Source organism: Burkholderia cepacia complex sp. TUM26381 (assembly GCF_057439935.1).
This window is the reverse complement of the sequence record NZ_CM172008.1, coordinates 533,290-555,926: the sequence shown is the minus strand read 5'-3', so window position 1 is coordinate 555,926 and position 22,637 is coordinate 533,290. Positions and strand designations below refer to the sequence as shown.

Sequence of the window (22,637 nt, the reverse complement as noted above, 5' to 3'; positions counted from 1 at the left end):
CCGCGGTGCCGCGCGCCGCACCGGATTCGATGGCCGGTGCTTCGTCGGTTTGTCCCGGATATCCGCGACAGACGGGGGAGCGGCACGATGTTCGGATCATGTCGGCGCGCTTCGCGCGCACGCGCCGCTTCAACACTTCGTCAGGAGTCTTCCGACGGCGTTGAACAAAAGGTCGATGAAACAGCCGAAGCCGGGGCCGCGATCCGATTCGCGAAAGAAACCAGCGTCATGCCGCCGATGTGAGCGGCACGCAATCGTCGATCATCCATTTCGTGAGCCCGTGCCGGCCGCTGATGCCGAGCTTCACCGCGGCGCGCTTGATGTACGTTTCGACCGTACTCTCCTTGACGCCGAGCTCGCCGGCCATTTCGCGCAGCATCTTGCCCGCGAGCAGGCCGAGGCACACTTCGCTTTCGCGCGCCGACAACACGACCGAGGCGCGCGCAAGCCGCGACTCGAACTCGTGGCGCAGCGCCTCGACACCGGGCACGCCCGCCACCCCACCGCCCGGCGCCCCGGATTCGCGCGCGCCCTGCCGCCGCGTCGACGCATGCCACTCGACGAGCGGCAGCAGCGTATCGGCGAAATTCCTCAGGAACGCCATCTCCTGCAACGAGAAGTCGTCGTGCGACGCCGTGCGATGCAACGAAATCACGTAGCGGCGATTCGCCTTGCGCGACACGAGGTGGCACTGGAATCCCGCGCTCGCCCCGCGCTGCGGCGCGACCTCGCCGCCGTGGCCGCGCCGCATCAGCGGATCGACGTGAATGAGCTGCCGGTCGCAGGCGGCCACGATCCGGTTTCGCAGCGGATGCGGCGCCGGTTCCCGCTCGCCGTGCACGACGGGCGCGCCGCCGCGTCCGTCGTCGCGCGTCGCACCGAACGCGCCGAGCGATTCCACGTGAACCACTTCGCCAGCCGGCTCGTCGAGCGTCCATTCCGTCATCCGGGTGGTGGCGAGCGGAATCGATCCGGCCAGCAAGGCATGCATGTCGGATGCGAAGCGCTCGCTGCCGGCGCTCGAAATCACCTTCCCGAGCTTCGCGAAGATTGCGACCATCTGACTCTCCTTGTTGTGCGTGCTTGAGGACGGCGGCGCAGGGATTGACGATTGCTGGCGATCCCCGCCATAAGCTGAATAATTCATTTCGGTCATTGAGCGTTGCTGAATAAAGGCGCGCTCCTGGCGTGTTTACTGAAGGAAACGCGACAAAAAGGCGAAACGATTCCTTTGATTGATTTGATGCCGAATACCCCAGCTGCGTATGATAGCGACGATTTAAGATATTTGCAGTCGATTGGATGTTTATCTTCAGTCGTTTCGCTCCGCAGAACGGAATCCGATTGATATGCCAGTTTTCGATGGCGGAATTAGCCGCTATTCATTGCGAAATTTTGCAACAATCCCGTCATGCGTTGCGCACGGGAATAATCTTTTCCGTTTCTGTTTGCGAAACGTCGTTCGAGAGAAGTCTAGGGGGATCTCGTCCAGGCTTCCTTGTTCTCTCCCGTGGCTTTGGTATCGAACATAGCTTTCCCGATCATCGTTTCGACTCGTTCGACGATCGATTGCGCCTGCGCGATGGCGCAGCGTGGCTGTCGTCGCGGGTCCAATTGCCCCGCCGCCAATACGCCTTTTTTCTATAAAAATCATCCCTGATAAATCTGGCAGGCGCCGATAAATAAAGCCGTCGCAAAAGATTCATAATTAACAAAACCGTTGCCAGTCACAAAACGGAAACATTAGATACGATGCCGCCAATTCATTTCACCGCTTGTCACTCATCGAACAGATTGATACCCTTTCGGCGATGCAAGGGGTGAATCATCAACCGATCATGAATTGCGGGTGACTTTATTTAAAAATGTGAAACATGAGAATAAATATTCACGTGCAATCTCCCTTTATTGATCGTCGCGGCTAGCGCTTCGTCACGCGATATTCAGTCGAATTCCCTACTCGCCTGCCGGCAGGGCAGGCGGGCGGCCGGTTGAAAAAGAAACCGGACGGCTTCTGGATTGACTTCCAGAGGCGCGCGATGATGCGCGTCCGCGCATCGCCGAACCGGTCGTCTTTTCAATCCTGACCGGCCAACGCTTTACCTCGCATCGCTGCTGCTCGTATTGCCGTATCCCGGTATCACCGCGTTATCTGTCGTCTTTCCGATCGTCAAAACCATTCCGAAAAAACTGGAGCACACCATGAGTCAAGACTTCCGAGACGAACCAGCGTCGCGCCGCGCTTTCCTCGCCGACATGGCGAAGCTCGCGGCCGCAGGCGTCGTCACCGGCTGGACGCCGCTCTACCAGATTGCGGCGAATGCGCGAACCGCCGACGCGACGCCGCCCGGCTTCCCGGCCGACATCCCGCTTTACAAGCAGGCGTTCCAGAACTGGAGCGGTGAAATCGCCGTGCAGGACGTATGGACCGCCGCGCCGCGCTCGGCCGACGATGTCGTCGCGGCGGTCAACTGGGCGCGCGCGAACGGCTACCGGATCCGCCCGCGCGGCTACATGCACAACTGGTCGCCGCTCACGCTGGATCCGGGCGCCGGCGCCGCGAACGTGGTGCTGCTCGATACGACGAAATCGCTGACGGCCGTCTCGGTCGACACGTCGGCACGTCCGGCGCGCGTCACCGCCCAAACGGGCATCTCGCTGGAGTCGTTGCTCGCGACGCTCGAACAGTATGGCCTCGGCGTGATTGCCGCGCCTGCGCCGGGCGACATCACGCTCGGCGGTGCGCTCGCGATCGATGCGCACGGCACTGCCGTGCCGGCGGTCGGTGAAACCTTGCAACCGGGACACACCTACGGCTCGCTGAGCAACCTCGTGGTCGCGCTCACCGCGGTCGTGTACGATCCGGCCCGGCAGCAATACGTGCTGCGCCGGTTCGAACGCAGCGATCCCGAGATCGGCGCGTTCCTCGCGCACATCGGGCGGGCGTTCGTCGTCGAAGTCACGCTGACGGCAGGCCCCAACCAGCGCCTGCGCTGCCAGAGCTACGTCGACATTCCGGCCTCCGAACTGTTTGCGCCGGCCGGCACGTCGGGCCGCACGATCACGTCGTTTCTCGATCGCGCGGGCCGGGTGGAAGCCATCTGGTTTCCGTTTACGTCCAGCCCGTGGCTCAAGGTCTGGACGCCCACGCCCAGCAAGCCGTTCCTGTCGCGCGCCGTCACGCAGCCGTACAACTATCCGTTCTCCGATTCGATCTCGCAGTCCATCTCGGATCTCGTCAAGCGGATCGTGATCGGCGGCGAAGGCGCATTGACGCCGCTGTTCGGCCAGACGCAATTGGCCATCACGGCCGCCGGTCTCGCGCTCACGCTCAGCGGGGATATCTGGGGCTGGTCGCGCACCGTGCTGCAGTACATTCGACCGACGACGCTGCGCGTGACCGCGAACGGCTACGCGGTACTGGCGCGGCGCGCCGATGTGCAGCGCGTGATCAGCGAGTTCGTGCAGTTCTATCAGAACCGCGTCGACACGTACAAGGCGCGCGGCGAGTATCCGATGAACGGTCCCGTCGAGATCCGCATCACCGGTCTCGACAAGCCGGCCGATGCCGGCGCCGGCGCGGCCGTGCCCAGCCTGTCCGCACTCAAGCCGCGCCCCGACCGGCCGGAGTGGGACGTGGCCGTGTGGTTCGATATTCTGACGTTACCGGGCACGCCGTCCGCCGATCGCTTCTATCGCGAGATCGAGCAATGGATGCTCGCGAACTACACCGGTTCGTATGCGACGCTGCGCCCCGAATGGTCGAAGGGTTGGGGCTATACCGATACGGCTGCCTGGCAAGACGACACGATGCTCACCACCACGATTCCGAACCTGCAACGTGAAGGGCAGCCGTCGTCGAGCACGTGGGATACGGCGCGCGCGACGCTCGAACGCTACGACCCGCACCGGATCTTCCGCTCGCCGCTGCTGGATCGGTTGATGCCGTAACGGTCGCGGCGCACGCCGGTGTTGAAGGTCGTGGATTCTGCTGGCGGCGTTCGCTGGAACGCCGATCGTGTCCGGCTAGGCGACCTTCATCGCCACGGCTGACGGGCGCTTCGCGACGCCATTCCCGCAGCGCTGTCCGGGCCGCCGAAAACGGGATGGCGGGCTGGCGCTGCCATCCGCGATTGCACCGCCGAGCAACGCCGGCAGTGCCGCACGATTCGGATCCAATCCGGCGTCGAACGCGCCTTTACGGAAGTCCCCCCTGCCCTGATGACGATCACAAACGGCATCGGGACAGAGGGGCGCAGCAGGTCGGGTGCTCTTTCAGGCGCGTCGGTTTCGATTGAATGCAGATCGGCTGCGATGGGAAGGCGTCAGCGAGAACGTCGACTCGCGCTCAAGGCAATATTGACCCACGCTGAACGACGCGTCGGCGGTCCCTGCCCCGACCGCATACTGCGCACCCGCCCGCCAGCCCATCGACATGGAGACCCGCCCCGCCTGCGCGCGTGGTCACCCTTGCCGACTTCGGGCGTAGAGAGGCGAATGGCGCTTCGATACGACGGCCACGCAAACCCGGAAACGGAGTGCGCCGCGATACGGTGACGCACACTCGCAACGCATCTGGCACTGAGCCGCCTCCCGGGCATTTCCGCGATACACCAGCATCATTTGTCGCAACTGAACCGGTACGTGTCGTTCAGCTCCAGCGCCAGCACCATCGTGCGCAGATTGTTCGCGCTCGCGGCGTCGCAAAGCGTGCGCTGCCCATCCGGAGTGTGATACTGACTCGCGTACTCCGCATTCAGAACCGGCTTGTTCTTAGACGTAAATACCGAATACTTCCCGCATTCGCCATGTTCGTTGCATTGCTCGTTGACCGCGAAATCGAACGACGGCTCGAGTCGATTCAGTTGGTCGACATCATTCTTGAGAGCGACCGCCAGATTGCGCAGATGCGCTTCCGACGCGAGGAACTCGTTGTATGCGTATTGGTCATCGGATGTCAGCGGGAATCCTGTCTTGTTCGCATAGCCGTCGACATTGTCAGGTTCCACGCCGTCGCAACCTTTTTCCACGGCGCGATCGAGACGTGCCTGCATGATCTTCCGGACATTTTCGGAGCGGATGTCCAACCAGTTTTCCCGTTTCCATCCTTCCATCTTTTTACCCATGTCCGATGCCTCGAACTTTGCAAAGTCGGAACGCCAGCTCTCCGAACTTCCGGCGGAGAAGTAGCAGACGACCTTGCGCCCCGCATTTTTCAGACTGGCAATGGTCGCGGGATCGACGTCGAACAGATCGATATCGTAGATCGACACGTCATACGAAGTATTGATCGTGCCTCTGAGTTGCCATTGCCAGGTATCGGAGGCCACCGGCACCCAGCGGACCTTGGCGGACGCAGGCGCCGCAGCGGCCACATGACTCTGGGCCGCCAGAGCCTGCGCGGACGGGGCGCTGGAGGCGCCATCTCCACAGCCTTGCAAACTCGCGATGGACAGCAGCATCACGGCGACAACGGACAGGGAACGTGCGATTTTCATCGGGTGAATCTCCGGGTTGACATTGAAAAGGTGCAGGGTCGCCATCTGGCGGATACGCGGATTGCTCGGTGAATCTGGATGACTCGGGTGATACACGTTAAAAATCGGATACGCGCTGCGGAACCGGCGATCGAACGGCGAGTGGCATGCAGGCTCCCGGGCGCCGTGGCGCCCCCATACGCCACGACGACGAACGGTTGCCGTGCGGCCTGCCCCGGTCAGGCATCGAGAGGATCCGCGCGCCTTAGCGACGCATGCCCGAAGCGCAATGCGCGGCGTCGACAATCGCGAAGCGGTCGGCCTGATGAGCCGGCCGTTTATCGAGCATCGGGCCATTCTTGGATTTCGCCGGAATCGAACCGGTCAGCCATTCAAGCGTCTCGTTCGTATCGAAGCGGTTCACCGCGTGCATCGCGCCCGCCGACGTCGACCAGGATCGGGCGGCTGCCGACCACCACGGAATCCTGCGTCGCGCGGTCATGGCCACACTCCGCAATGGCACGGCGCGCCGACACGACGCGGCAGGGCCTCTCGACAAGCCAGGCGACCCAGGCAGACCGAGAAAATCGAAAGAAAAGACAAGTGTTCATCCGCTGTTCCTCATGAAAGAGAACTGCGTGTCAACCGTCCGGCGTGTGGCCGCCGCACATCGATAGCCCCCGACGCTGCCCGGCCGCGCCAAGCGGCCCATGTCGCGCAGGTCGGTAATCCCATTGAATCTTCGAGTTCTTTCGTTTTAGACGCTCTGCAATAACGAAAGAAAACGAAGTATCATGGATTCCCGGGCTCTCGATCAAGCTGATGGCAATGAAATTGTGTGCCTCTGTGTGATTGTTTCGTATCTCGGCAACACGTTCCGCGACAAAACAAAAGATTTCGATACACATCATCACTTTCGAATTATGCGAACCATGCAAATCAACCGGCCAGTTCACACATGCGTCACGACGCTGCAGGGTGCGTTGCGCGCATTCACGGGGTTGCGTGCCGAGCGGGGTTTCCCGGACACGCTGATCTACGTGATCCGGGCACTCACGATGATGCCGCCCGGGCGGATGGCGCTCGGGCACTCCGGTCGGCAGAGGCGTACAGATGGGGTTGATCCGCGCAGACGAATCGGGATCGCGGTATCTCGTGTTTCCAATCGTGTCGCTGTCACCGGTGCTGACGATCGCTTTGTCATTTTTGCTGCCGCGCGAACGCACGGGCACGCTCGGCGTGATCGGGATCGCACTCTGTTCGCTGCCGCTGTTCGACTGTCATTCGGTCCAGGGGTCCGCAACGTCCGGTCAGTCGTTCGTACTGCTTTTGGTATTTCAACGCACAAGTCGTGCTTGTACCGCTGCATCTGGCGCCTCATCTCGGCACCGTCATTCATGCGGTGCACCTTGGAGGTCGGCCGCTCGCCCCTTCGGCATGACGCGTGCCCGGTTCCAGCCAGGGTTTTGGATATCAATTCAGCCTTCCGCCCTGCCGAAATGTCCATGCCCGATCAAAGAGTGCCTCCGTCGTCCGCCGTTGATCACGCGCCCTTGCTTGTCGAAGCGCGGCGCCGTCTGATCCGCGAGTTGATTCGCGAGCGCGAGAAGGTCGCCGTCGACGAACTGTCCGAGCGTTTCGGTATGTCGCTCGTCACGGCGCGTCACGGCCTGCATGCGCTCGCGTCGAATAACTGGACATGTTGATCACGGATGCCGGCGCTGATCCGTCCGTCGTCGATGACCAGCGTCGACGTACTGACCGTATAGCCACGTATATGCGCTCCTTTACACCGGTGTGGCGTGGAGACAAATCCTCTGTGACTACGGACATCGACCCTCGATTGCGCATTTTGAAGTTCGTGCCTGCTCTTTGCCATTGCGCGAGCGGCAGGTAATGCACGCTTAATGGTCCGCCATTGGGTATCCCCTTGTCTTTTATTTGGAGCACGTCGTGATTCTGAAACCATTTTCTCCGTCGAAAGGGCAATCTGCGGTGTGGAAAATCGTCACCGTCGCCCTGATCGGGGCATTCGGCAGCAGTGCCTGGGCCGCTCAGAAAGCCGCCGCCCCCCCTTTCGCCGGCGGCCAACAAGCTGGAGACGCTGCGCCCCAGGTTGAGGTTCGCTCCGATTACTCCGACTACAACGGGTCCACGGCTCGATATCGCGGGAATGTCGTTGCAAAAGTGAGCGGCGTCACGCGCTATTCGGCAAAGTCCATCAATGTGCGGCCAAACGGCGAGGTTCTGATGGAGGATCTCCAAGTGCAGTTGGGGCAGGAGAAGCTGCGCACGCGGCGGGCAGTCATGCCTGCGAATGCAACGGACGGGACGGTGATACTCAAAATGGAGGAAGCGGAAGTCACACGCTAGTCTAGGCACCTCTCTCCGGGCGGTGGCGACGCGTCGTTGGTCGGCGCTGCGTCCCGCCCGGCTCACTCAGCGCCGCTCGATACACGCTGGGCAACGCCTGCAGAGACAGTTGCAGCGGCAGGCTTGCCGGTCCGATCGGTTCGGGAATGTGACGGATTGCGGTATGGCATCGGAGAACAGGCTCGTGAAGGGCAGCCGGCGTCGAGCACGTGGGATACGGCGTGCGCGACGCTCGAACGCTACGACCCGCACCGGATCCTCCGCTCGCCGCTGCTGGATCGGTTGATGCCGTAACGGTCGCGGCGCACGCCGGTGTGGACATTCGCAAATTCTGCCGATGGCGTTCGCTTGAACGCCAATCGTGTCTGGACAGTCGATCTTCATGCCGTCCGCAGATTGACCGCTTCGATCGACCTCGGATCCCGCCTGGCCGCGCCTGTCCGGCGCGGCGCGAGCGAGCCCCGGATGCGCCACGCTCGTCCCTCAGGCCCGGATGATTCCGCCCAGGTAACCGAAGTCGCGGACAAACTGCTCCGGCTCGTCGCGTGCCGTTGCCCGGGTGTCCGTCTGCGGCACCGATGACGTGTCCGTTCCGGCCGGCGTTTCCGTCCTGGCGACCGACGACACGGACGCCGTATCGTCGACGGGGGGCAACCGTGCGGGTGGCGGGTCGGTCACGTCGTGCTGCGTGTCGCGACGAGGCGCCGTCCGAATCGCGGCGCTCTCGCGCAGCGGCTTGATCGTATCGCGCAACACGGTGCGGAATCCGTGGGGGCGTGGCTCGGCGTGGAACAGCGTGCCCGCATTGATCTCGCGCATGTTGCCGACGATCTTCGCGTACGCATCGAGGAGCGGCCGCCCTTCTCCGCACAGATAGGTCGTGCGTTCATCGATTGACCCCGCCGCGGCGAGGCGCGCCCTCGCCGCCGCAAGGTCGATGCCGGTCAGATCCACGTCGTCCGCCCACGACGCGTCCGAATCAGGAGACGGCCACCCCCCGTTCGCCGCCGCGCCGGGCGCATTCAGCTGCGTCCGCCGTGCATGGTCTGCCACGCGGCTGAACGGCTCCGACGCGAGCATGCGGAAGAACTCGTTCACCTTCGGCGCGTCCTCGATGCGCGTGCCGTGGCGCGTCGCCTGCGCCTTCGCGTCGAGAAAGACCGCGTAGCGTTCGATCGTATCCACGACGGTCGACGGCGTGGCGAAGTAGCCGTTTCGTACCCGTGGATTCGCATCGAAGCGCGCCTTCAATCCCTCGGGTGTCGCTGCATCCGGATGGTCGAGCACGGCGGCGAGTCTCGGGTGCTGAAGGATCAGATAGCTGAGATCCGAGCCCATGATCTCGCCGACGAATCCCTGTGATGAATCGGCATGCGAAATACCCGGCGTGAACAGGCCAGCAGGGGTCGGTATGGTCAACGATTCATTCAAGCCGGCATTCTGGTTGTGGAGCACGCGCACGTACTGCAAATGGGTCGACTTCGCACTCAACTCCGGCGGCTGCCGGAACTTCATCACGATCGTGCTGCCTTCCGACGCGTCGAACACGAGCCCTTGCATCTGGCGTGCGATCTCGGCGCTGTCGACTTTCGGTTCTTCCGTGGCGAGCGCTTCATTCAGCTGGTTGAGCGCCTTTCGCACTGCCATCCCGAGCGCCGCGCCGGCCAGCGGCTTGCCGCCGTTCGCCGTGAGCGTGATCTGCCAGAACTTGCCGGCCCGGATCGGATTGATCTGATGGTCCGCATAGAGGAATTTCGCTTCCGCACTCAGGGTCAAGCTGCCCGTTTCGTTCGTGACGTCGACTGGACCGAGGGACTTGTTCCAGTGACCGAGCAGCGCCCCCATCGCGTTGATCGTCGCGCCGCCCGCCGCGGTACCGCGCACCACCCCATGCCAGCGTTGCCACTTCCCCTGTTCCTCGAGCGGGCCGTTCTTCTGCACGTCGTAGTGCTTCATCGGCAGATAAACATTGTCCAGCAGCTCCCGGGTCCGGGCATAGCTGCCGTCCGCCCGCGTGACCGCGGCCCGGTTGTTCTCGCTGGCGTCGAGCGACAGGCGTTCCTTTGCGATCCCGATATGCGTCCCCACCGCGCCCAACGCCAGGCTGATGCTCGCGTAGCTCGCGGACACGAATGTGTCCGGATGGGCAAGCGCGTCCGCCTCGGGATAGCGGCCGTGCCAGATCTCGTCGTTGATCCGTGCAAATGCGTGGCCGCGCTCCGCTTCGAGCCGCTCGGTCGCGGCGCGCGGCAGAAAGCGGTCGCCACGTGCCAGCACCGTCGCGGCGTCCTCGATAAAGGTCAGATAGAGCTGCTGCAGCGCTTCTGCCTCGGCACCGGCGCGCTCGAGGTGCGCGGCGGTCGGGTGACGGATCACGTCGTGGAATTGCGACGGAATCGACGCCTCATCGCCGTAGAGCGCCTCGTCGTGAGCCAGGGCAGCCGGTAGCGGGTCCGTACCGTGCTCGCCTTGCAGCCGCTCGCGCGTCATCCCGTACAGCTCGAGTGCTGCCGGCGGGACGTCGCTGCACAGCGCGTCGAGCTGCCGGTGCACGGCAAGCGTCGCCTTCAGGTCCTTGTAATGCGACAGGTCGAGAATCTGGTGCGGTGCGCTGGCCGATTCAACGAAGAACTGCATCAGTTCGCCGCGCGCAAGCAAATCGAAAGCACCCTTTGCGCCGATATTCTCGCTGTCGCCCGTCGACCGGCCCAGGCGCGCGTCGACGCCGAGCGTCGCGTTGCGAAACGCCACCGCCCGGTCCGCGTACGCAACGGAAACCGGCACGTCCCTGCGGGTGGCAAGGGGAAGCCGCTCGCGGTCTGCAACGCGCTGCCGCACGACGTCGCCGACAGCCGGATAGGCGGCCTGGATGATCTCGTCGAATCGCAGTGCGTCGTCATTGCGGTGCAGTGCCTCGTCGAGCTCCGTCGCGAGAAGCGCGAGCTTCACGCCGTTGAAGCCCTTTTCGAGTTTTTTATCCGCCAGGAAGTACGGCCGACCGGGTTCGGACACGTAGTTGCGACCGAAAAGCTGCGACACCGCCGCCATGATGCGCTGCCGGCCATGTTCGAGCTTGCGCGTATTCGGACCGGCAGACGTGATCGTCGAGCGATTCGCGTCCCGGTTCGCAACCAGCGCCAGCAAGTCTTTCAGGTCGGCGTGCTCGAAATAGGTGCCGCCGCCCGAGTACGAGGCCTGGCCATTGATGCGCGCGGCCCAACCCGATATTTCGGTGCCGACGCCGCCCTGGACGGTGGCGCCGGCCGACGGAAAGAAGAGGACGTCGCGATCGTCATCGGAGAACACGGTATGGCCGCCCGAGGCACTGCCGGTGACGTTGCCGATGCCGTTCGAATAGCCGAGGCTCGCGCCCGTACTCGTGACCACGTTCGGGCCCGATACGCCCTGGCCGATGCCATGCGCCACACGTTCGAGCCGCTCGGCTTCCCGGCCGGTGTAATGCGCCATCAGATCCGGCGCCGCCGCGCTCAAGTGGGTGCGCTTCAGCTCCGTCATCAGGGCCGAAAACAGGTCGTACTCGCGTGCGGACGCGGCCCCTCCGTCGCCGGCATTGCGCTTCACGGCGCTGGAGTCAAGGTCACGCGCCAGCTTGCGCGACGTGTCCGCCGCCCTGGCAAAACCATCGCGGACAGCAAGATGCTGCCGCTCCGGATGCGCGCGAGTGGCTTCGGCGGCATTGCCGATCTCCGAGAGTTGCTGCGCGAGACGGTTGCGCAATGCCGCGACGCGCGGGTGCCCGTTCGCGATGTCAGCCGGGATGTCGGGCAGCGCAGCCACGAGCGCATTCACGGTCTGCTGCAGACGGGTTGCATCGAGTGCGCCGGAGTCGGGATGAATGACGGCACCGTCAGGGCGCGCGACGGCCGGCGGCGGCGTTTCCGTCCCGGGCGCCGCCAGCACCTCGAGTTCGATTGCGTGGACGGGCTCGTTTTCCGCCGCCGTCACGTCGACGGACTGCCGAGCTGCGTCGCGCGTTCTCGTGGCGTTGTTCCGCGCGAGCGCTTCGCGATAGGCCGTACGTACGCCACGCCCATTCAACCCCGGATTTTCAAGCATCGCGTTCAACTCGCCGTCGCTCATGCCGCGCGCGGCGGCGGCCTGCCTGCGTGCCGTCGCCGTGTCGACGAGATTGCGCAGCGCCCCCGGAATCGACGTGCTGGCTTGAGCGCGTTGCCCGGCCTCCTGTAACCGCTGCGGCACCCCGTGCCCCTCGTCGGCATCGGTACGCCTGATCCGCGCCATCATGCTCGTTAGCTTCATCTTTGTGCTCCAGCGGCAAGGCGGGGAACCGGCACAACACCGCTCGCCGGCGCCATGTATGACTGCTTGATGACACATCGTAGGTTCCCGCTGCCGTGGGTGGCGGGTGAACGCGAAGCAGCGTGCGCCGTGGCGAAGCGGAGGCCGGTCGCTCGGGCAATGTGGCGCGTCGACGCGGCGCGTGGCGTTGTCCGGAATGGAACGGACGGGGCCGGACCTGCACGGTTCAGCGCGGCGACGCCCCGTTTTGCCGATCTGGCTTGCGTTGCGTCGACCCGCGCCTGTCTGCCTTGCCCCAGGGCATGTCAGTCCATCGCGAGGTGGAGGGCATCGACAGTCACGATTCCACTGTCTCTCTCGACGTGCCGCCGATTACCTGACCATGCCGCGGCGATCAATCCCTGGCAGCCGGCACGCCATCGGTAGCTCTGGCGCCGGCGCCCGGACGCGACGCGAGCCATGCGCTCCAGGTTTGCGGCTGTCCGTCCGGGTTTTGTCTCGCGTACTCATGGAACGCATAGAGGAACGACAATCGATCCTGTCGAAAGACGGCGTTCTGCCCATCGATCTTTCTCAATTGATAGTGACCCAGCTCCCCTTGCCGGTCGATGATGCCGTCTGCCGACACCCGTCGAGCGTTGCGCAACATGTCATAGATCGCCATGAACGTGGTCGTGCGCCCTCTGCCACCCTTGCAATGCACATGCAATGCTGCGCCGGACGGCATCTGACGGACGATATCGACGAACCGGTCGACGGCATCGTTGCCCGGCCGCAGGTGGTCGGTGACCGTCAGACGGGCATAGTTTGCCCCGGTGCGTTCGACGAGCGCCTGCTCGCTGACGATCTCCGGACGATGGAGCGTGACCGACCTCATCGGCCTGACGCCCGACTTCATGTCTTCCGCGCTATGGATCGTCAGATGCTCGCTTCGACGAAGGTCGCCGATCCAGTCGGCTTCGCGCTGCAACGCTTCCTCGTGCGAAAGGCCGACGTTGGCCCAGTCTTTCAGGCCGCGCAACGTCAGTGCGTAGCGGCCGGCTACGACGTGTGATTCCTGGCGGACATCGACGATATGCAATTGATCCCGATTCTGAATGTTCGCGGATCGCGCGATACGTTCAACCTGCCCGGTCGTCGAGATCGTCTCGCTTCCCGATAGTCGCAAGTCGTCAAGTCCTTCCCGATTGAAGTGCGCCGGAAGGGCGCTCAAGTCGCTGGTGGTCCGGAAGTACCGGAAATGTTCCGCGCTACCCGGCTGGTCTTCCGGCGGTGGCGTGCGGTCGTAGGTCAGGACGGGATCCAGCTCTCGCTCCGGTTGTGCGAACCGCAGGGAGCTGATGCGCGGTAGCGTGGCAATGCCGTCGTCGCCGGCCCGGGTGCCCGCCTCCGGTTTGCGAGGCAGTATCGATAGCGTGGGATGCCGGGCAGAATGCTCGGCATCCTGCGGCTGTTGACGTGTCTTTTGAATGCAGCGCTCATCGGATCCCGATTCACTCGTAACCGGTGGCTTGAATCCGCCGGATTTTGCGATGTTCGTCATGACGTCTCCAGAATGCCTGTGTCGCCGCGCGAAGAGTCGAGAGGCGCGCGTCGATGCTTGTACGGAACCACGGAATGGGTCCGATCATGTGGATCGCCCGATCGCCCGACCACTCATCGATCTTCACCGTTTCGGCAAGCCCTCGATCGACGCGTCCGTTGGGTACGGGAAGCGATCCTGCATGGTTGTATGCGCCTTCGAGCCATGCCTCGCGATCGACGCCGGTACCGATCGCCGAAGATCCTGACGCCGCATGCAGACTCGGCGTCTTGATGTCGACGAAGCGCGGGGTCGTCGAACGCCGGTCGCCCCGCTCCCGCTTGCCTGCCGATACGCCGCGAGCGTGGTCAATGCGGCGCGGTTCCGGATCCAGCGCGCTGTCGATGCCCCCCCCTTCGCCAAGTACCGGCCGACGGCCCGATACGTTGACGTCGGGACGGGGATGGATGACGCGACGCTGACGCGCGACCGCTTGGCGGCGCCCGTTCAGCCAACGAATGTCACGAGGCGGGAAAAATTGAGCCTGTCTGCAACGGACCCCGCACGGACATGCGCTGCAGAGGTCGATAGGGTCGCGGTTCCGCGGCAACCGCGCGGTCCCGAACGCGAAAATACCATCGGGGGCGCGAAGCACATGAATTCGCGCCGGGTGGAGCGCGATGCAAACACCTCTCGCGTGACATCGAACGCTGCACTCCCGGTGCGAAACGTTCGGATACACCTCGTTCGATCATGCCGGATTTTTACGCTTCGCGTGCGTCGCCGTGACTTCGCCACGCCGGCAAAACCCTCCGGATCACTTGATCCCTTCGCGTCGTCGATGCCCGCCAAGTTGCATCGACATCTGCTGGCCAGCACCGGACAACGTCATTGAGGACGGCACGGCATGTCTTCGCATCATCGTCCAACGCTTCGCAAGCCGAACAGATCGCACCGCGCCTGACCGGTAATCTGGCGGGTGCCAAATTGCAATCCACATGGAGCGCTCGATGGGATGCACCATTAGCCGTGAGCCGGGCGAGCGTGACTTGCCCCACACCGACAATCCGCTTGGTGAACGTGTCAATGACACGGTCCCTTCCAGTCCAACACCACCGGTTCAGTTGCAGCAGCTGAGCCGGATGAGGGCACCGCGACACTCGAGGGGCGAACAGGCAACGGGGCTTCGCGAAGAACCGCGCCGAGCGGGAATCCAGTCAGCCGAATCTCCGACTGGCAAGCATGCCGCAGATCACGCTCCGGCAAATCCGGCACCTTCGATTCGACTGCAACGACTGAGTCAAGCGATGCCGCCGCGACGCTCGTCGAGCGGGCAGGTAACGGCGCCTCACGAAGATATCCTGCTGGAACGGGAAGCAATCAAGGACAAGGACGAGGAGCGCCGAGATCGCCTATCGCAATTGATTCCCGAGTATTTCGGAAGAAATGAAATTGAGGAAGATAAAAAACATATTGCGATGTGGGTCGTCAATTACCATGAATACGCATTTCGCAGAAGTACTGCGAATGTGGAAATCTCCGGACCATTCAAAGGAAATGAAACATTTTCTTTCGAGAAATCTTCAAATCGGGACGCAAAAGATGACGATATCGATCCATTCGTCAAGCGATGAATCGACCCCGTTCCCGCTCATCGAGATGAACGGGAATTAGCCAAACGAGTGGTACTCGCGGGACGCGAACCAGTGAACGACCGCGCCGGCAACCGCGCGCTGGCCGGACCGGCACCCTGGAACAGGCATTGTCGCGTGGAACACATGCCCGTTCCGAGCCGGTTGCTCACGTGTTGCGCCGACCTGCCGGTTGGTGACGAAATCGGCGCTGACCGGTACTTTTCCATATTCCACGACCTGCCGCGAGCGTCCGCGCACGACGACGTCCGGCGTTGCGGACATGCCAGGACGCGCTACGGTGAAACGGGTTTCTGTTGCGCGTATCCGGAAGGGGTCAGCACCACGAGCAGCGTCGCGCCGGCCGGCGCCACGTATGCATGCGGCCGATGCGACGAAAACAATGCACTTTCGCCCGCCCGCAACCGCGTCGGCTCCCCTTGTTCGAAATGCAGTTCCAGTTCGCCTGACAGCACATAGCAAAATTCCTCGCTGTCGTGCGTGGCGAGCCCCCCTGCCTCGTCGAGCGTACGTGCCTCGACCTGCATGCGCAACGTGATCATCCCGGTCGAACTGTCGCGGTGCAGCAGTGCGTATTCATACGGAATGTTGGCGATTCGCGTCGTGACGATGTCTTCTGCGTGACAGACGCTCAGCGTGGTGACCTTGCGTGGCTGGACGGTCAGCACCTCGCTCCAGTCGAACCCCATCCCTTCGATGATCCGGAGCAGCATGCCGAAGGTCGGCGACATCTTGTTCGTCTCGATACGCGAAAACGTCGCGGCAGGAACACCGGTCAGCCGGCTTGCCTCATTCAGCGTCAGGTCCCGCGACTGGCGCAGCGCGCGCAACCGCTGGCCGATCTTGTCGGCGGGTACTTGCTGGCGGCCGCGGCGCGGCGGCTTGATCGACAGTGCCGAAGTGATGGAGGCGACGCGGGTCTTCTTGTTCATTGCCGTTCATCGGAGTTGAAAAACGTTGCGGATGAGTAAATTGAATAGACGGATGAGTGAACTGAATATACCGCATCGCCGCCCCCGCGGACGAGGCTTGTCGCAACACGACAAAGGACGTACACTGAATTCACAATTGCATGACGAAACCGCGGTATCTTCACGGCCACGGTTTTTTTAAACACCTTGATTTGCATATATGTAAATTCCGGGTTGAATTGTTGCCAGTTCAGCCTCGATGGTCGGGGTTCACTATTCAGTAACGAAAGGTTGAAGAAGCTCGGCGTCGCGATTCGGCAACCCTGGATTTACCTATCCGTAAATATCGAGAACAAGCCATGCCCCTGCAGGATGCCCGAGCGCAGCTTCCTTCCGATGAGCATTTCACGCTGTTCGGCCGTTTTGCCATCGGGCGCAAGTCCCGCCGCTTGTGGGCGGAGGGAAAAGCGCTCGCATCCAACGAACGGGCCACCGAATTGCTGATCGCATTGATCGACGCGGGCGGCAGGATCGTCTCGATCGAACAACTGCAGCAGCATGTCTGGCCGGGTTCATCCGTGTCGGCCAATAGCGTTCAGGCGCTGGTATCGCAACTGCGCAACGTGCTGGGCGACGATCGGGACGTGATCGAGACCGTGCCGCGCCGCGGCTATCGCTTCGCCGCCGAGTGGTGCGACATTCGCGACGAGTGGGCCGGTCCCGACGGCAGGCGCGCGGCAGTCGATCCGCCGAGATGCGAATGGCACGACATGCGCGATGCCGGCAGGCACGACGAGCGTGTCGCGGGTTTGCTCGACGATGATATCGAGCATCGGCCGTTGATCGGGCGCGATGCGGAACTCTCCGAGTTGTTGATGCTGGCGCCGAAGCATCGCCTGATTACGTTGACCAGCCCGGGCGGCAATGGAAAAACCCGGCTCGCTCGCGAGGCAGCGCTGTGCACCTCGGCATTGTTCCCCGATGGTGTCGCCTACGTCGAGCTCGCCGACCTGACACTGCCCGAACTCGTCCCGGATGTCATTGCGGCAAAAATCCTGCCCGTGTCGTCGCATGCGTCGTCGGGACCGGGCGGGCTCATCGAGCACTTGACGAATCGCCGCATGCTGCTGGTCATCGATCATTGCGATCATCTCGCGCAGGAGGTCGCCAGTCTCGTCGAGACATGGCTGAGCGTGACCGAGGTGTGCGTGATCGTATGCGCGGAAGCACCGTTGTTCATCGCCGAAGAGCGTGTGCTGCCAGTGGCGCCGCTGCGCTTCGGCGGGCGACCGGCATCCGCTGCGGCGCTCGACACGGCGGACACGCCCCTGTCGGATGCCTGCCGACTGCTCGTCGCGCAACTCGAATCGAACGGGGGACGGCCGAGCGCCGGGCGCGTCGACGCAACGCCGGATCGCACGCGCGACAGGCCGCTCGACGCGACGCTGGAATCGATCTCCCGCGCGTTGAGCGGCAATCCGCTTGCACTCGCGTTGGCGGCACGACAGATCGCACGCGCGGTGCGCGGTCGCACGACGCTCGACAGCGCGGCCGAGGACTGGAACGCGCGGTGGCGCCGGCTCATGCAGCATCGAACGGGAAGTCATGAGATTGCACCGGAACCGGCTACGCTGGTGTCGTCCGTGGTCGCACTGGCCTACGGCGCGCTCGACACCGCTGCGCAGCACGTATTGTGTTGCGTCAGTCTGATCGGCGGACCGTTCGACCTGGCCGACGCATGTGCCGTCTCGATCCGACCGGAAGAAACGGGCACCGGGGATACGGAAGACCGGCTGCCCGCGATCGTGGCGAACCTGATCGACGCCGGCCTGGTCGATGCAGGCCCGTCCGCCGATCCTGGCGGCCACTTCGAAGTCCCCCGGCCGGTGCGGCGATTCATCCGTGGGATCCTGACGCATCGTTTCGACCATGCAGACCTGTCCGCGCGTCATGCCAAATGGGTCGTCCGGAAAATCAGCCCGCCGTCCGGGCGGGATGGCAGGCCTGCCGACAAGCGCCGCGACAGCGCGCCGACGCTTGCCGACCTGCGACGCGCACTCGGTTTTTCAGGCAACGCCGGTTATCCGCGGATCGCCATCCAGCTGCTGCAACATTCGGGAGCGATCTGGATCGGCGCGCGTCTCGCCAGGGAATGGCTGACATGGATTCGCCGTGTGCTGGAGCACGATCTGTCGCGCCCGGTCCTCAAGATCCGCGACCACATGCTGCTGTATCTGTCCGTGGCGCAGTCCATGCAGCACGCCACGTCGACAGCGGAGGTCGTTGCATCGTGGTGGCGTGTCTATGAACTCGCCACGGCCTGCGCCGACGACGACAACCGCGTGCTCGCGCTATCGCTGTTGTTGATGCGCTCGCTCGAAGCCGGTTTCAATGACGATTCGCCCGAACTCCTGATGCAGGTGCGGGCGCGGATCTTGCATGAATGTGCCAGTTCGTCGTCACATCAGGGCTTTGCGCTGCTGCACGGTGCGCTGCTGACCTTCGATGGCCGGCACGACGAGGCCATCCGCCTGTTTGCTCCACCGGACGGACATGCGCCGCCGGTTGGCGAACGGCCCGATCGCCAGTGGCCGGAAACCGGCACGCCCGACTATGTCGCCGTGGTGTCGGACAACGCGCTGGCCATGTCGCTGTGGCTGACCGGCGCGCATACGATTGCGCATCCGCTGTTGTTGCGCGCGTTGCAGGACGCACGACACCCCTCCGATCCGATCGCGCGTTGCGCTGCCGCGATGATGGCTTGCGTCCTGTTCCTGCTGGAAGGCAACACGCAGCGTGTCGCACAGCAGGCCCGGTTGCTGCTGGAAATCGCGCAACGCAACGGCTTGCAAGGCTGGACGAGCGTCGGGTGCAGTTTCCTGCAGTGGACGCACGCAATCGACGAGACACACGACGAAGCGTGCAAGCTGACTCGACTGGCGCTGGGCAATCTGGCCCGCGGTCATACGACCATCGTCGATCTGGTCGTGCTGGAACGGTTTCGCGGATTGGTGTTGAGCAAGGTGGACGTTTCGATGCTGGTCCCTCAGTTCGAGCAGATGATCGCCAATCTGTCGGCCGGCGGACGCAGGTGGTTGATGCCCGAGGCGTGGCGTGTGTATGCGGTCATCCAGCACCACGCGGGCCTGCCCGCCGAGCATGTGCACGCCGCGCTCGAGCACGCAGCGCACGAAGCCCGGCAACAACGTGCATCGCTGCTGTGGCGCCGGATCTCGGCTACCCGGGAGCAAATCGTACCGTCGCGGAAGGCGGAGGAAGGTCGCGACACAATCACCTGATTCGCGATGCGCTTGTCGTCGCGCGCGCCGACCTGGTCATTCGCCCGAATCGCTCAACCCTATGACGCTATCCATTCGAGGATCGGTGCGATGGCTTCATCCGAGTATCCGAGATTCCAGTACTGACGGCCAAGGATCGCCTCGACACGGCTGCCCACCAGCGACGGTGTCTCCATGACAGCGCCCACCAGAACTTGATCTTCAAGTCTTTGAATTGCCCAGACGTTCAAGCTGCCGGCCCCGCATAAAAGCTCGATACGCAAAGTCTCCTGCCCCGCTTCCTTTGCGTCTTTGCCATTCATCCAGGGGACAAGAGCAGCCACCTCGTCGTCTTTGAGCAGCGACGCACAAAGCTGTGCGGCCTGCCGCGGGACCACGCCGAAAACGCGCAATCGGTTCGTCTTGAATTCCATCTTGGCCTCGCACTTGCGGAGCAAAATCTTCCGCAAAAAACGATAATTGTTCTTGCCATTCAGCCAACATGCTTTCAGAACCGCGAAGATACTTGGACGCTTGCGAACCGACGTGGTGCGGCCAGCGCCTCATGCAGAGGTCGAATGACACACCTGCGGAAGTGGATGATTTTCGTGTTGATCTGCTCAACAGTCTTTCCACACCCGGTCGCCCTGAATTCGGCAACGATCAATCCCCCCTTCAGCGCACGAAAAAATCCGTCTTTTGAGGCCCCTCCGGATACGTCGCGGGCCTCCCCTGCGGGCTGCTTTCGTCACCGGGCATGTCGTGCCGGCTACGGCGATACTTCGGAAGCCTGACGAGCACGAGGGCGGAAACAACCAGCAGGACCGAGTCGACCCAAAGCGGCACGCTGTACGATCCCGATCGCGCATGGAGAAACGCCATGATCATCGGGCTGAGGCCCAGGCATGCGATGAATGCGCCGAAGATCCACCCGAATACCCTGCCATACGACCGCTTTCCAAAGTAACGGGATACCAGGTATCCCAGCAGGTCGCCCTCGGTGCCGAGCGCGAAGCCTACCGCGATCGCGGAAAAAGGCGCTGCCGGGATGCCGAACGTCGCGAGTGCGGCATAGCCAGTCGCGGCGACTACCGCAATCGTGCCCAGGATATACGGACCGAAGATGCGGTCGGCGCTCCAGCCCCCGAGCAGTCGGCCCGCTATGCCGGAAATCCCGACGAGTCCGGCAATCTTCGCGGCATTGACGGTGGTCATCCCGCCATCGACCAGCATCGGCGTCAAATGCACGAGCATGCCGCCCACCGCGAGCGAGTAGCATCCGAGCCCGAGCATCAACCGCGAGAAGATCGCGCGCCGCTCGGTCGCATTGAACAGGCTGTCGTCCGGGGCAACCGCGGTCGATTTCGACGCGCGGAGTGCCGCCGGCTGCACGAGCAACAGCGCACCGAGTAACGGCAGCATGGCCGCTGTCAGCGCAGCGAGCGTCAGATACCCAGCCTGCCAGTCATGCGTGGAAATGACCGTGGCGACGAGGAGCGGCGCAAAGGTTGCAACCAGGCTCGGTCCCAGCAGGGTGATGCCGAGGGCAAGCCCTTTGGTCGCCTCGAACTGATGGACCACCAGCCGTGTGTACGCAACCGGGGCGGCCCCTGCCCCCAACGCGGCGATAGCGAGCTGGATCGCATAAAACTGCGCCAGCGAAAAGCGATGCAGCCCAAGCACCGCAAACAAGGCCGCAGCCATCACGAGCGAGCAGGCCGTGATCCTGGCCACACCGAATCGGTCCATCAGCAGCCCGGCGGTGGGTGACGCAACGGCCAGCATCAGCGTGGAGAGCAATACCGCGAAGGACAGTTCGCTACGGGTCCATCCGAGATCGTTCGTCATGTACGGGAAAAAAACGCCCGATGTATAGAGGGGCAGAGAAGAAATCCCCAGCCCGCATCCGAACATGGCGACCACGACCAGTAGCCAGTTCCGCTTGAATTCGTCAAAGGTCGAGTTCATCGAGTCTCCTCCTGAATGGTGCGACGGTTCCCTTTGCGAAGCACGAAGCGCTTCCATGCAATCTGCATGACGGAACGGTCTTTCTGAGTAGGTTCCCGGCAGGCCTGGCAGTGGACCGGAACAAGGTCGTACGAAACTGCCGGGCCTGCCGGAGAACGCAGGTGCGATCGGTCCATGCCGGACGCCATTTCAACTCGCGCTGCCATCGCCTGGTCGACACGGGCGCCGACGAGGCGATAACGATCACAAATGATGGACTCCGAAACATATGTCGCAGATTTCTCATTTCATGATCGTTTCCGGATTCTTGTGCGAAATCTCGACAGCGACGATGCAATGCGCGCCGACGCCCGTCGATGCGTCCGGTCAGTCCGACGTGAAATCCGCCCCGGCAGAATACCCTTCGTCCGCAAGAACGAAACTGCCGTGCATCGCGCGCGCGGCGTCGGACACGAGGAACAGCGCGATTTGCGCGATGTCTTCCGGTGACGAGTAGGCATTCCCGCTGGGCGTCTGATCCACGATCTCCTTGAGGACCGATGCGTACTCCGGATCCTTGCGGATATATTCGTTGATCGGCGTGGCGGTATTCCCCGGCCCGATCGCATTGATGTTGATGCCGTGTGGCGCCAGCTCGAACACCAGTGTCTTGGTCAGCATGATGACGGCTGCCTTCGTCGCACAGTAGGCCGCAAAGGAGCCGAATCCCATGACCCCGCATACGGACGCAATGTTCACGATCTTGCCGTATTGGTTGCGCTTCATCTCCGGCACGACGGCGCTGATGGCGTTCCACGTTCCCTTGACGTTGATGTCGACGGTGTTGTTCATGTTGGTCTTGTCGTCGGACTCGATCGGTGTCGGCACGAACACGCCCGCGCAATTCACGAGAATGTCGATCCGGCCGAAATCCGCGACGATCTCCTTCGCCAGTTGCGTCATCGCATCCGCATCGCGAACATCCGCGGCATAGCCTTTCGCCCTGCCCTCCGCGGCGCCCAGCGTCCTCGCGACGGCCACGGCTTTCTCGACGCTGCTCGACGCCACGACGGCGACGATCGCGCCTTCTTGCGACAAGGCTCGGGCGACCGCTTCGCCGATGCCTTGAGACCCGCCCGTCACGAGCGCTACCTTTCCCTTCAGTTTCATCAACCTACTCCTGTTCAGGACAACAA

The 22,637-nt window shown here is 63.0% G+C and carries 17 protein-coding genes; 7 read left to right on the top strand and 10 right to left on the bottom strand.

Features of this window, described 5'->3' with window-relative positions; translation table 11 throughout:
- Nucleotides 1–226 precede the first annotated feature (226 nt).
- Nucleotides 227–1,060: a helix-turn-helix transcriptional regulator gene (locus tag ACWMMN_RS34645; protein WP_059241563.1), complete on the bottom strand. Its 834-nt coding sequence runs from the start codon at nucleotides 1,058–1,060 to the stop codon at nucleotides 227–229.
- Between the two features lie 242 nt (nucleotides 1,061–1,302).
- Here ACWMMN_RS34645 and ACWMMN_RS34640 point away from each other — a divergent pair, with 242 nt between their 5' ends.
- Both ACWMMN_RS34640 and ACWMMN_RS34635 read left to right on the top strand, forming a co-directional pair.
- Nucleotides 1,303–1,647, top strand: a complete 345-nt coding sequence (locus ACWMMN_RS34640; RefSeq protein WP_486424466.1) for a hypothetical protein — start codon at nucleotides 1,303–1,305, stop codon at nucleotides 1,645–1,647.
- A gap of 555 nt (nucleotides 1,648–2,202) precedes the next feature.
- The gene (locus ACWMMN_RS34635; protein ID WP_486424465.1) at nucleotides 2,203–3,951 is read left to right on the top strand and encodes a cholesterol oxidase substrate-binding domain-containing protein; all 1,749 of its coding nucleotides are present in this window, start codon (nucleotides 2,203–2,205) and stop codon (nucleotides 3,949–3,951) included.
- Between the two features lie 668 nt (nucleotides 3,952–4,619).
- Here the strand turns inward: ACWMMN_RS34635 and ACWMMN_RS34630 are convergent.
- Together ACWMMN_RS34630 and ACWMMN_RS34625 are read right to left on the bottom strand one after the other, a co-directional pair.
- Nucleotides 4,620–5,543, bottom strand: coding sequence for an endo alpha-1,4 polygalactosaminidase (locus ACWMMN_RS34630; protein ID WP_486424464.1), 924 nt, complete (start codon nucleotides 5,541–5,543; stop codon nucleotides 4,620–4,622).
- Nucleotides 5,544–5,742: 199 nt separating this feature from the next.
- Nucleotides 5,743–5,910, bottom strand: a complete 168-nt coding sequence (locus ACWMMN_RS34625; RefSeq protein ID WP_486424463.1) for a hypothetical protein — start codon at nucleotides 5,908–5,910, stop codon at nucleotides 5,743–5,745.
- Nucleotides 5,911–6,271: 361 nt separating this feature from the next.
- On the opposite strand from ACWMMN_RS34625, the gene ACWMMN_RS34620 reads away from it, so the two are divergent.
- The 3 genes from ACWMMN_RS34620 (at nucleotide 6,272) to ACWMMN_RS34610 (ending at nucleotide 8,144) form a co-directional block, all read left to right on the top strand.
- Nucleotides 6,272–7,183 (top strand): DeoR family transcriptional regulator, encoded by a 912-nt coding sequence (locus ACWMMN_RS34620; RefSeq protein WP_486424462.1) that lies wholly within the window; start codon nucleotides 6,272–6,274, stop codon nucleotides 7,181–7,183.
- 247 nt (nucleotides 7,184–7,430) lie between these two features.
- A complete protein-coding gene (locus ACWMMN_RS34615; protein WP_155627336.1) occupies nucleotides 7,431–7,850 on the top strand; it encodes a hypothetical protein in 420 nt (139 codons plus the stop codon).
- Nucleotides 7,851–7,886: 36 nt separating this feature from the next.
- Nucleotides 7,887–8,144: a cholesterol oxidase substrate-binding domain-containing protein gene (locus ACWMMN_RS34610; protein WP_486424461.1), complete on the top strand. Its 258-nt coding sequence runs from the start codon at nucleotides 7,887–7,889 to the stop codon at nucleotides 8,142–8,144.
- A 189-nt stretch (nucleotides 8,145–8,333) separates the two neighbouring features.
- Here the strand turns inward: ACWMMN_RS34610 and ACWMMN_RS34605 are convergent, their stop codons facing one another.
- The 3 genes from ACWMMN_RS34605 to ACWMMN_RS34595 form a co-directional block, all read right to left on the bottom strand.
- Complete coding sequence (locus tag ACWMMN_RS34605; protein ID WP_486424460.1) at nucleotides 8,334–12,131, bottom strand: hypothetical protein; 3,798 nt, start codon at nucleotides 12,129–12,131, stop codon at nucleotides 8,334–8,336.
- 394 nt (nucleotides 12,132–12,525) lie between these two features.
- A complete protein-coding gene (locus ACWMMN_RS34600) occupies nucleotides 12,526–13,674 on the bottom strand; it encodes a phosphatase domain-containing putative toxin (protein WP_174994485.1) in 1,149 nt (382 codons plus the stop codon).
- Nucleotides 13,625–14,308, bottom strand: a complete 684-nt coding sequence (locus ACWMMN_RS34595) for a hypothetical protein (RefSeq protein WP_486424459.1) — start codon at nucleotides 14,306–14,308, stop codon at nucleotides 13,625–13,627. Before ACWMMN_RS34595 ends, ACWMMN_RS34600 begins: the two co-directional genes overlap by 50 nt.
- 355 nt (nucleotides 14,309–14,663) lie before the next feature.
- Here ACWMMN_RS34595 and ACWMMN_RS34590 point away from each other — a divergent pair, with 355 nt between their 5' ends.
- Entirely contained in the window at nucleotides 14,664–15,287 is a 624-nt protein-coding gene (locus tag ACWMMN_RS34590) for a hypothetical protein (protein WP_256087338.1), read from the top strand.
- A 293-nt stretch (nucleotides 15,288–15,580) separates the two neighbouring features.
- Here the strand turns inward: ACWMMN_RS34590 and ACWMMN_RS34585 are convergent, their stop codons facing one another.
- Entirely contained in the window at nucleotides 15,581–16,237 is a 657-nt protein-coding gene (locus ACWMMN_RS34585; RefSeq protein WP_256087337.1) for a helix-turn-helix domain-containing protein, read from the bottom strand.
- A 338-nt stretch (nucleotides 16,238–16,575) separates the two neighbouring features.
- Here ACWMMN_RS34585 and ACWMMN_RS34580 point away from each other — a divergent pair, with 338 nt between their 5' ends.
- Nucleotides 16,576–19,515, top strand: coding sequence for an ATP-binding protein (locus tag ACWMMN_RS34580; RefSeq protein WP_486424458.1), 2,940 nt, complete (start codon nucleotides 16,576–16,578; stop codon nucleotides 19,513–19,515).
- Between the two features lie 59 nt (nucleotides 19,516–19,574).
- On the opposite strand, the gene ACWMMN_RS34575 is transcribed toward ACWMMN_RS34580, so the two are convergent.
- The 3 genes from ACWMMN_RS34575 to ACWMMN_RS34565 all read right to left on the bottom strand — a co-directional run bounded on the left by ACWMMN_RS34575 (nucleotide 19,575) and on the right by ACWMMN_RS34565 (nucleotide 22,611).
- On the bottom strand, nucleotides 19,575–19,928 hold the full coding sequence (locus ACWMMN_RS34575) for a hypothetical protein (RefSeq protein WP_155627333.1): 354 nt from the start codon (nucleotides 19,926–19,928) through the stop codon (nucleotides 19,575–19,577).
- Nucleotides 19,929–20,169: 241 nt separating this feature from the next.
- Nucleotides 20,170–21,462 (bottom strand): MFS transporter, encoded by a 1,293-nt coding sequence (locus ACWMMN_RS34570; RefSeq protein WP_486424457.1) that lies wholly within the window; start codon nucleotides 21,460–21,462, stop codon nucleotides 20,170–20,172.
- Nucleotides 21,463–21,828: 366 nt separating this feature from the next.
- Nucleotides 21,829–22,611, bottom strand: a complete 783-nt coding sequence (locus ACWMMN_RS34565) for an SDR family NAD(P)-dependent oxidoreductase (RefSeq protein WP_059241542.1) — start codon at nucleotides 22,609–22,611, stop codon at nucleotides 21,829–21,831.
- Nucleotides 22,612–22,637 lie beyond the last annotated feature (26 nt).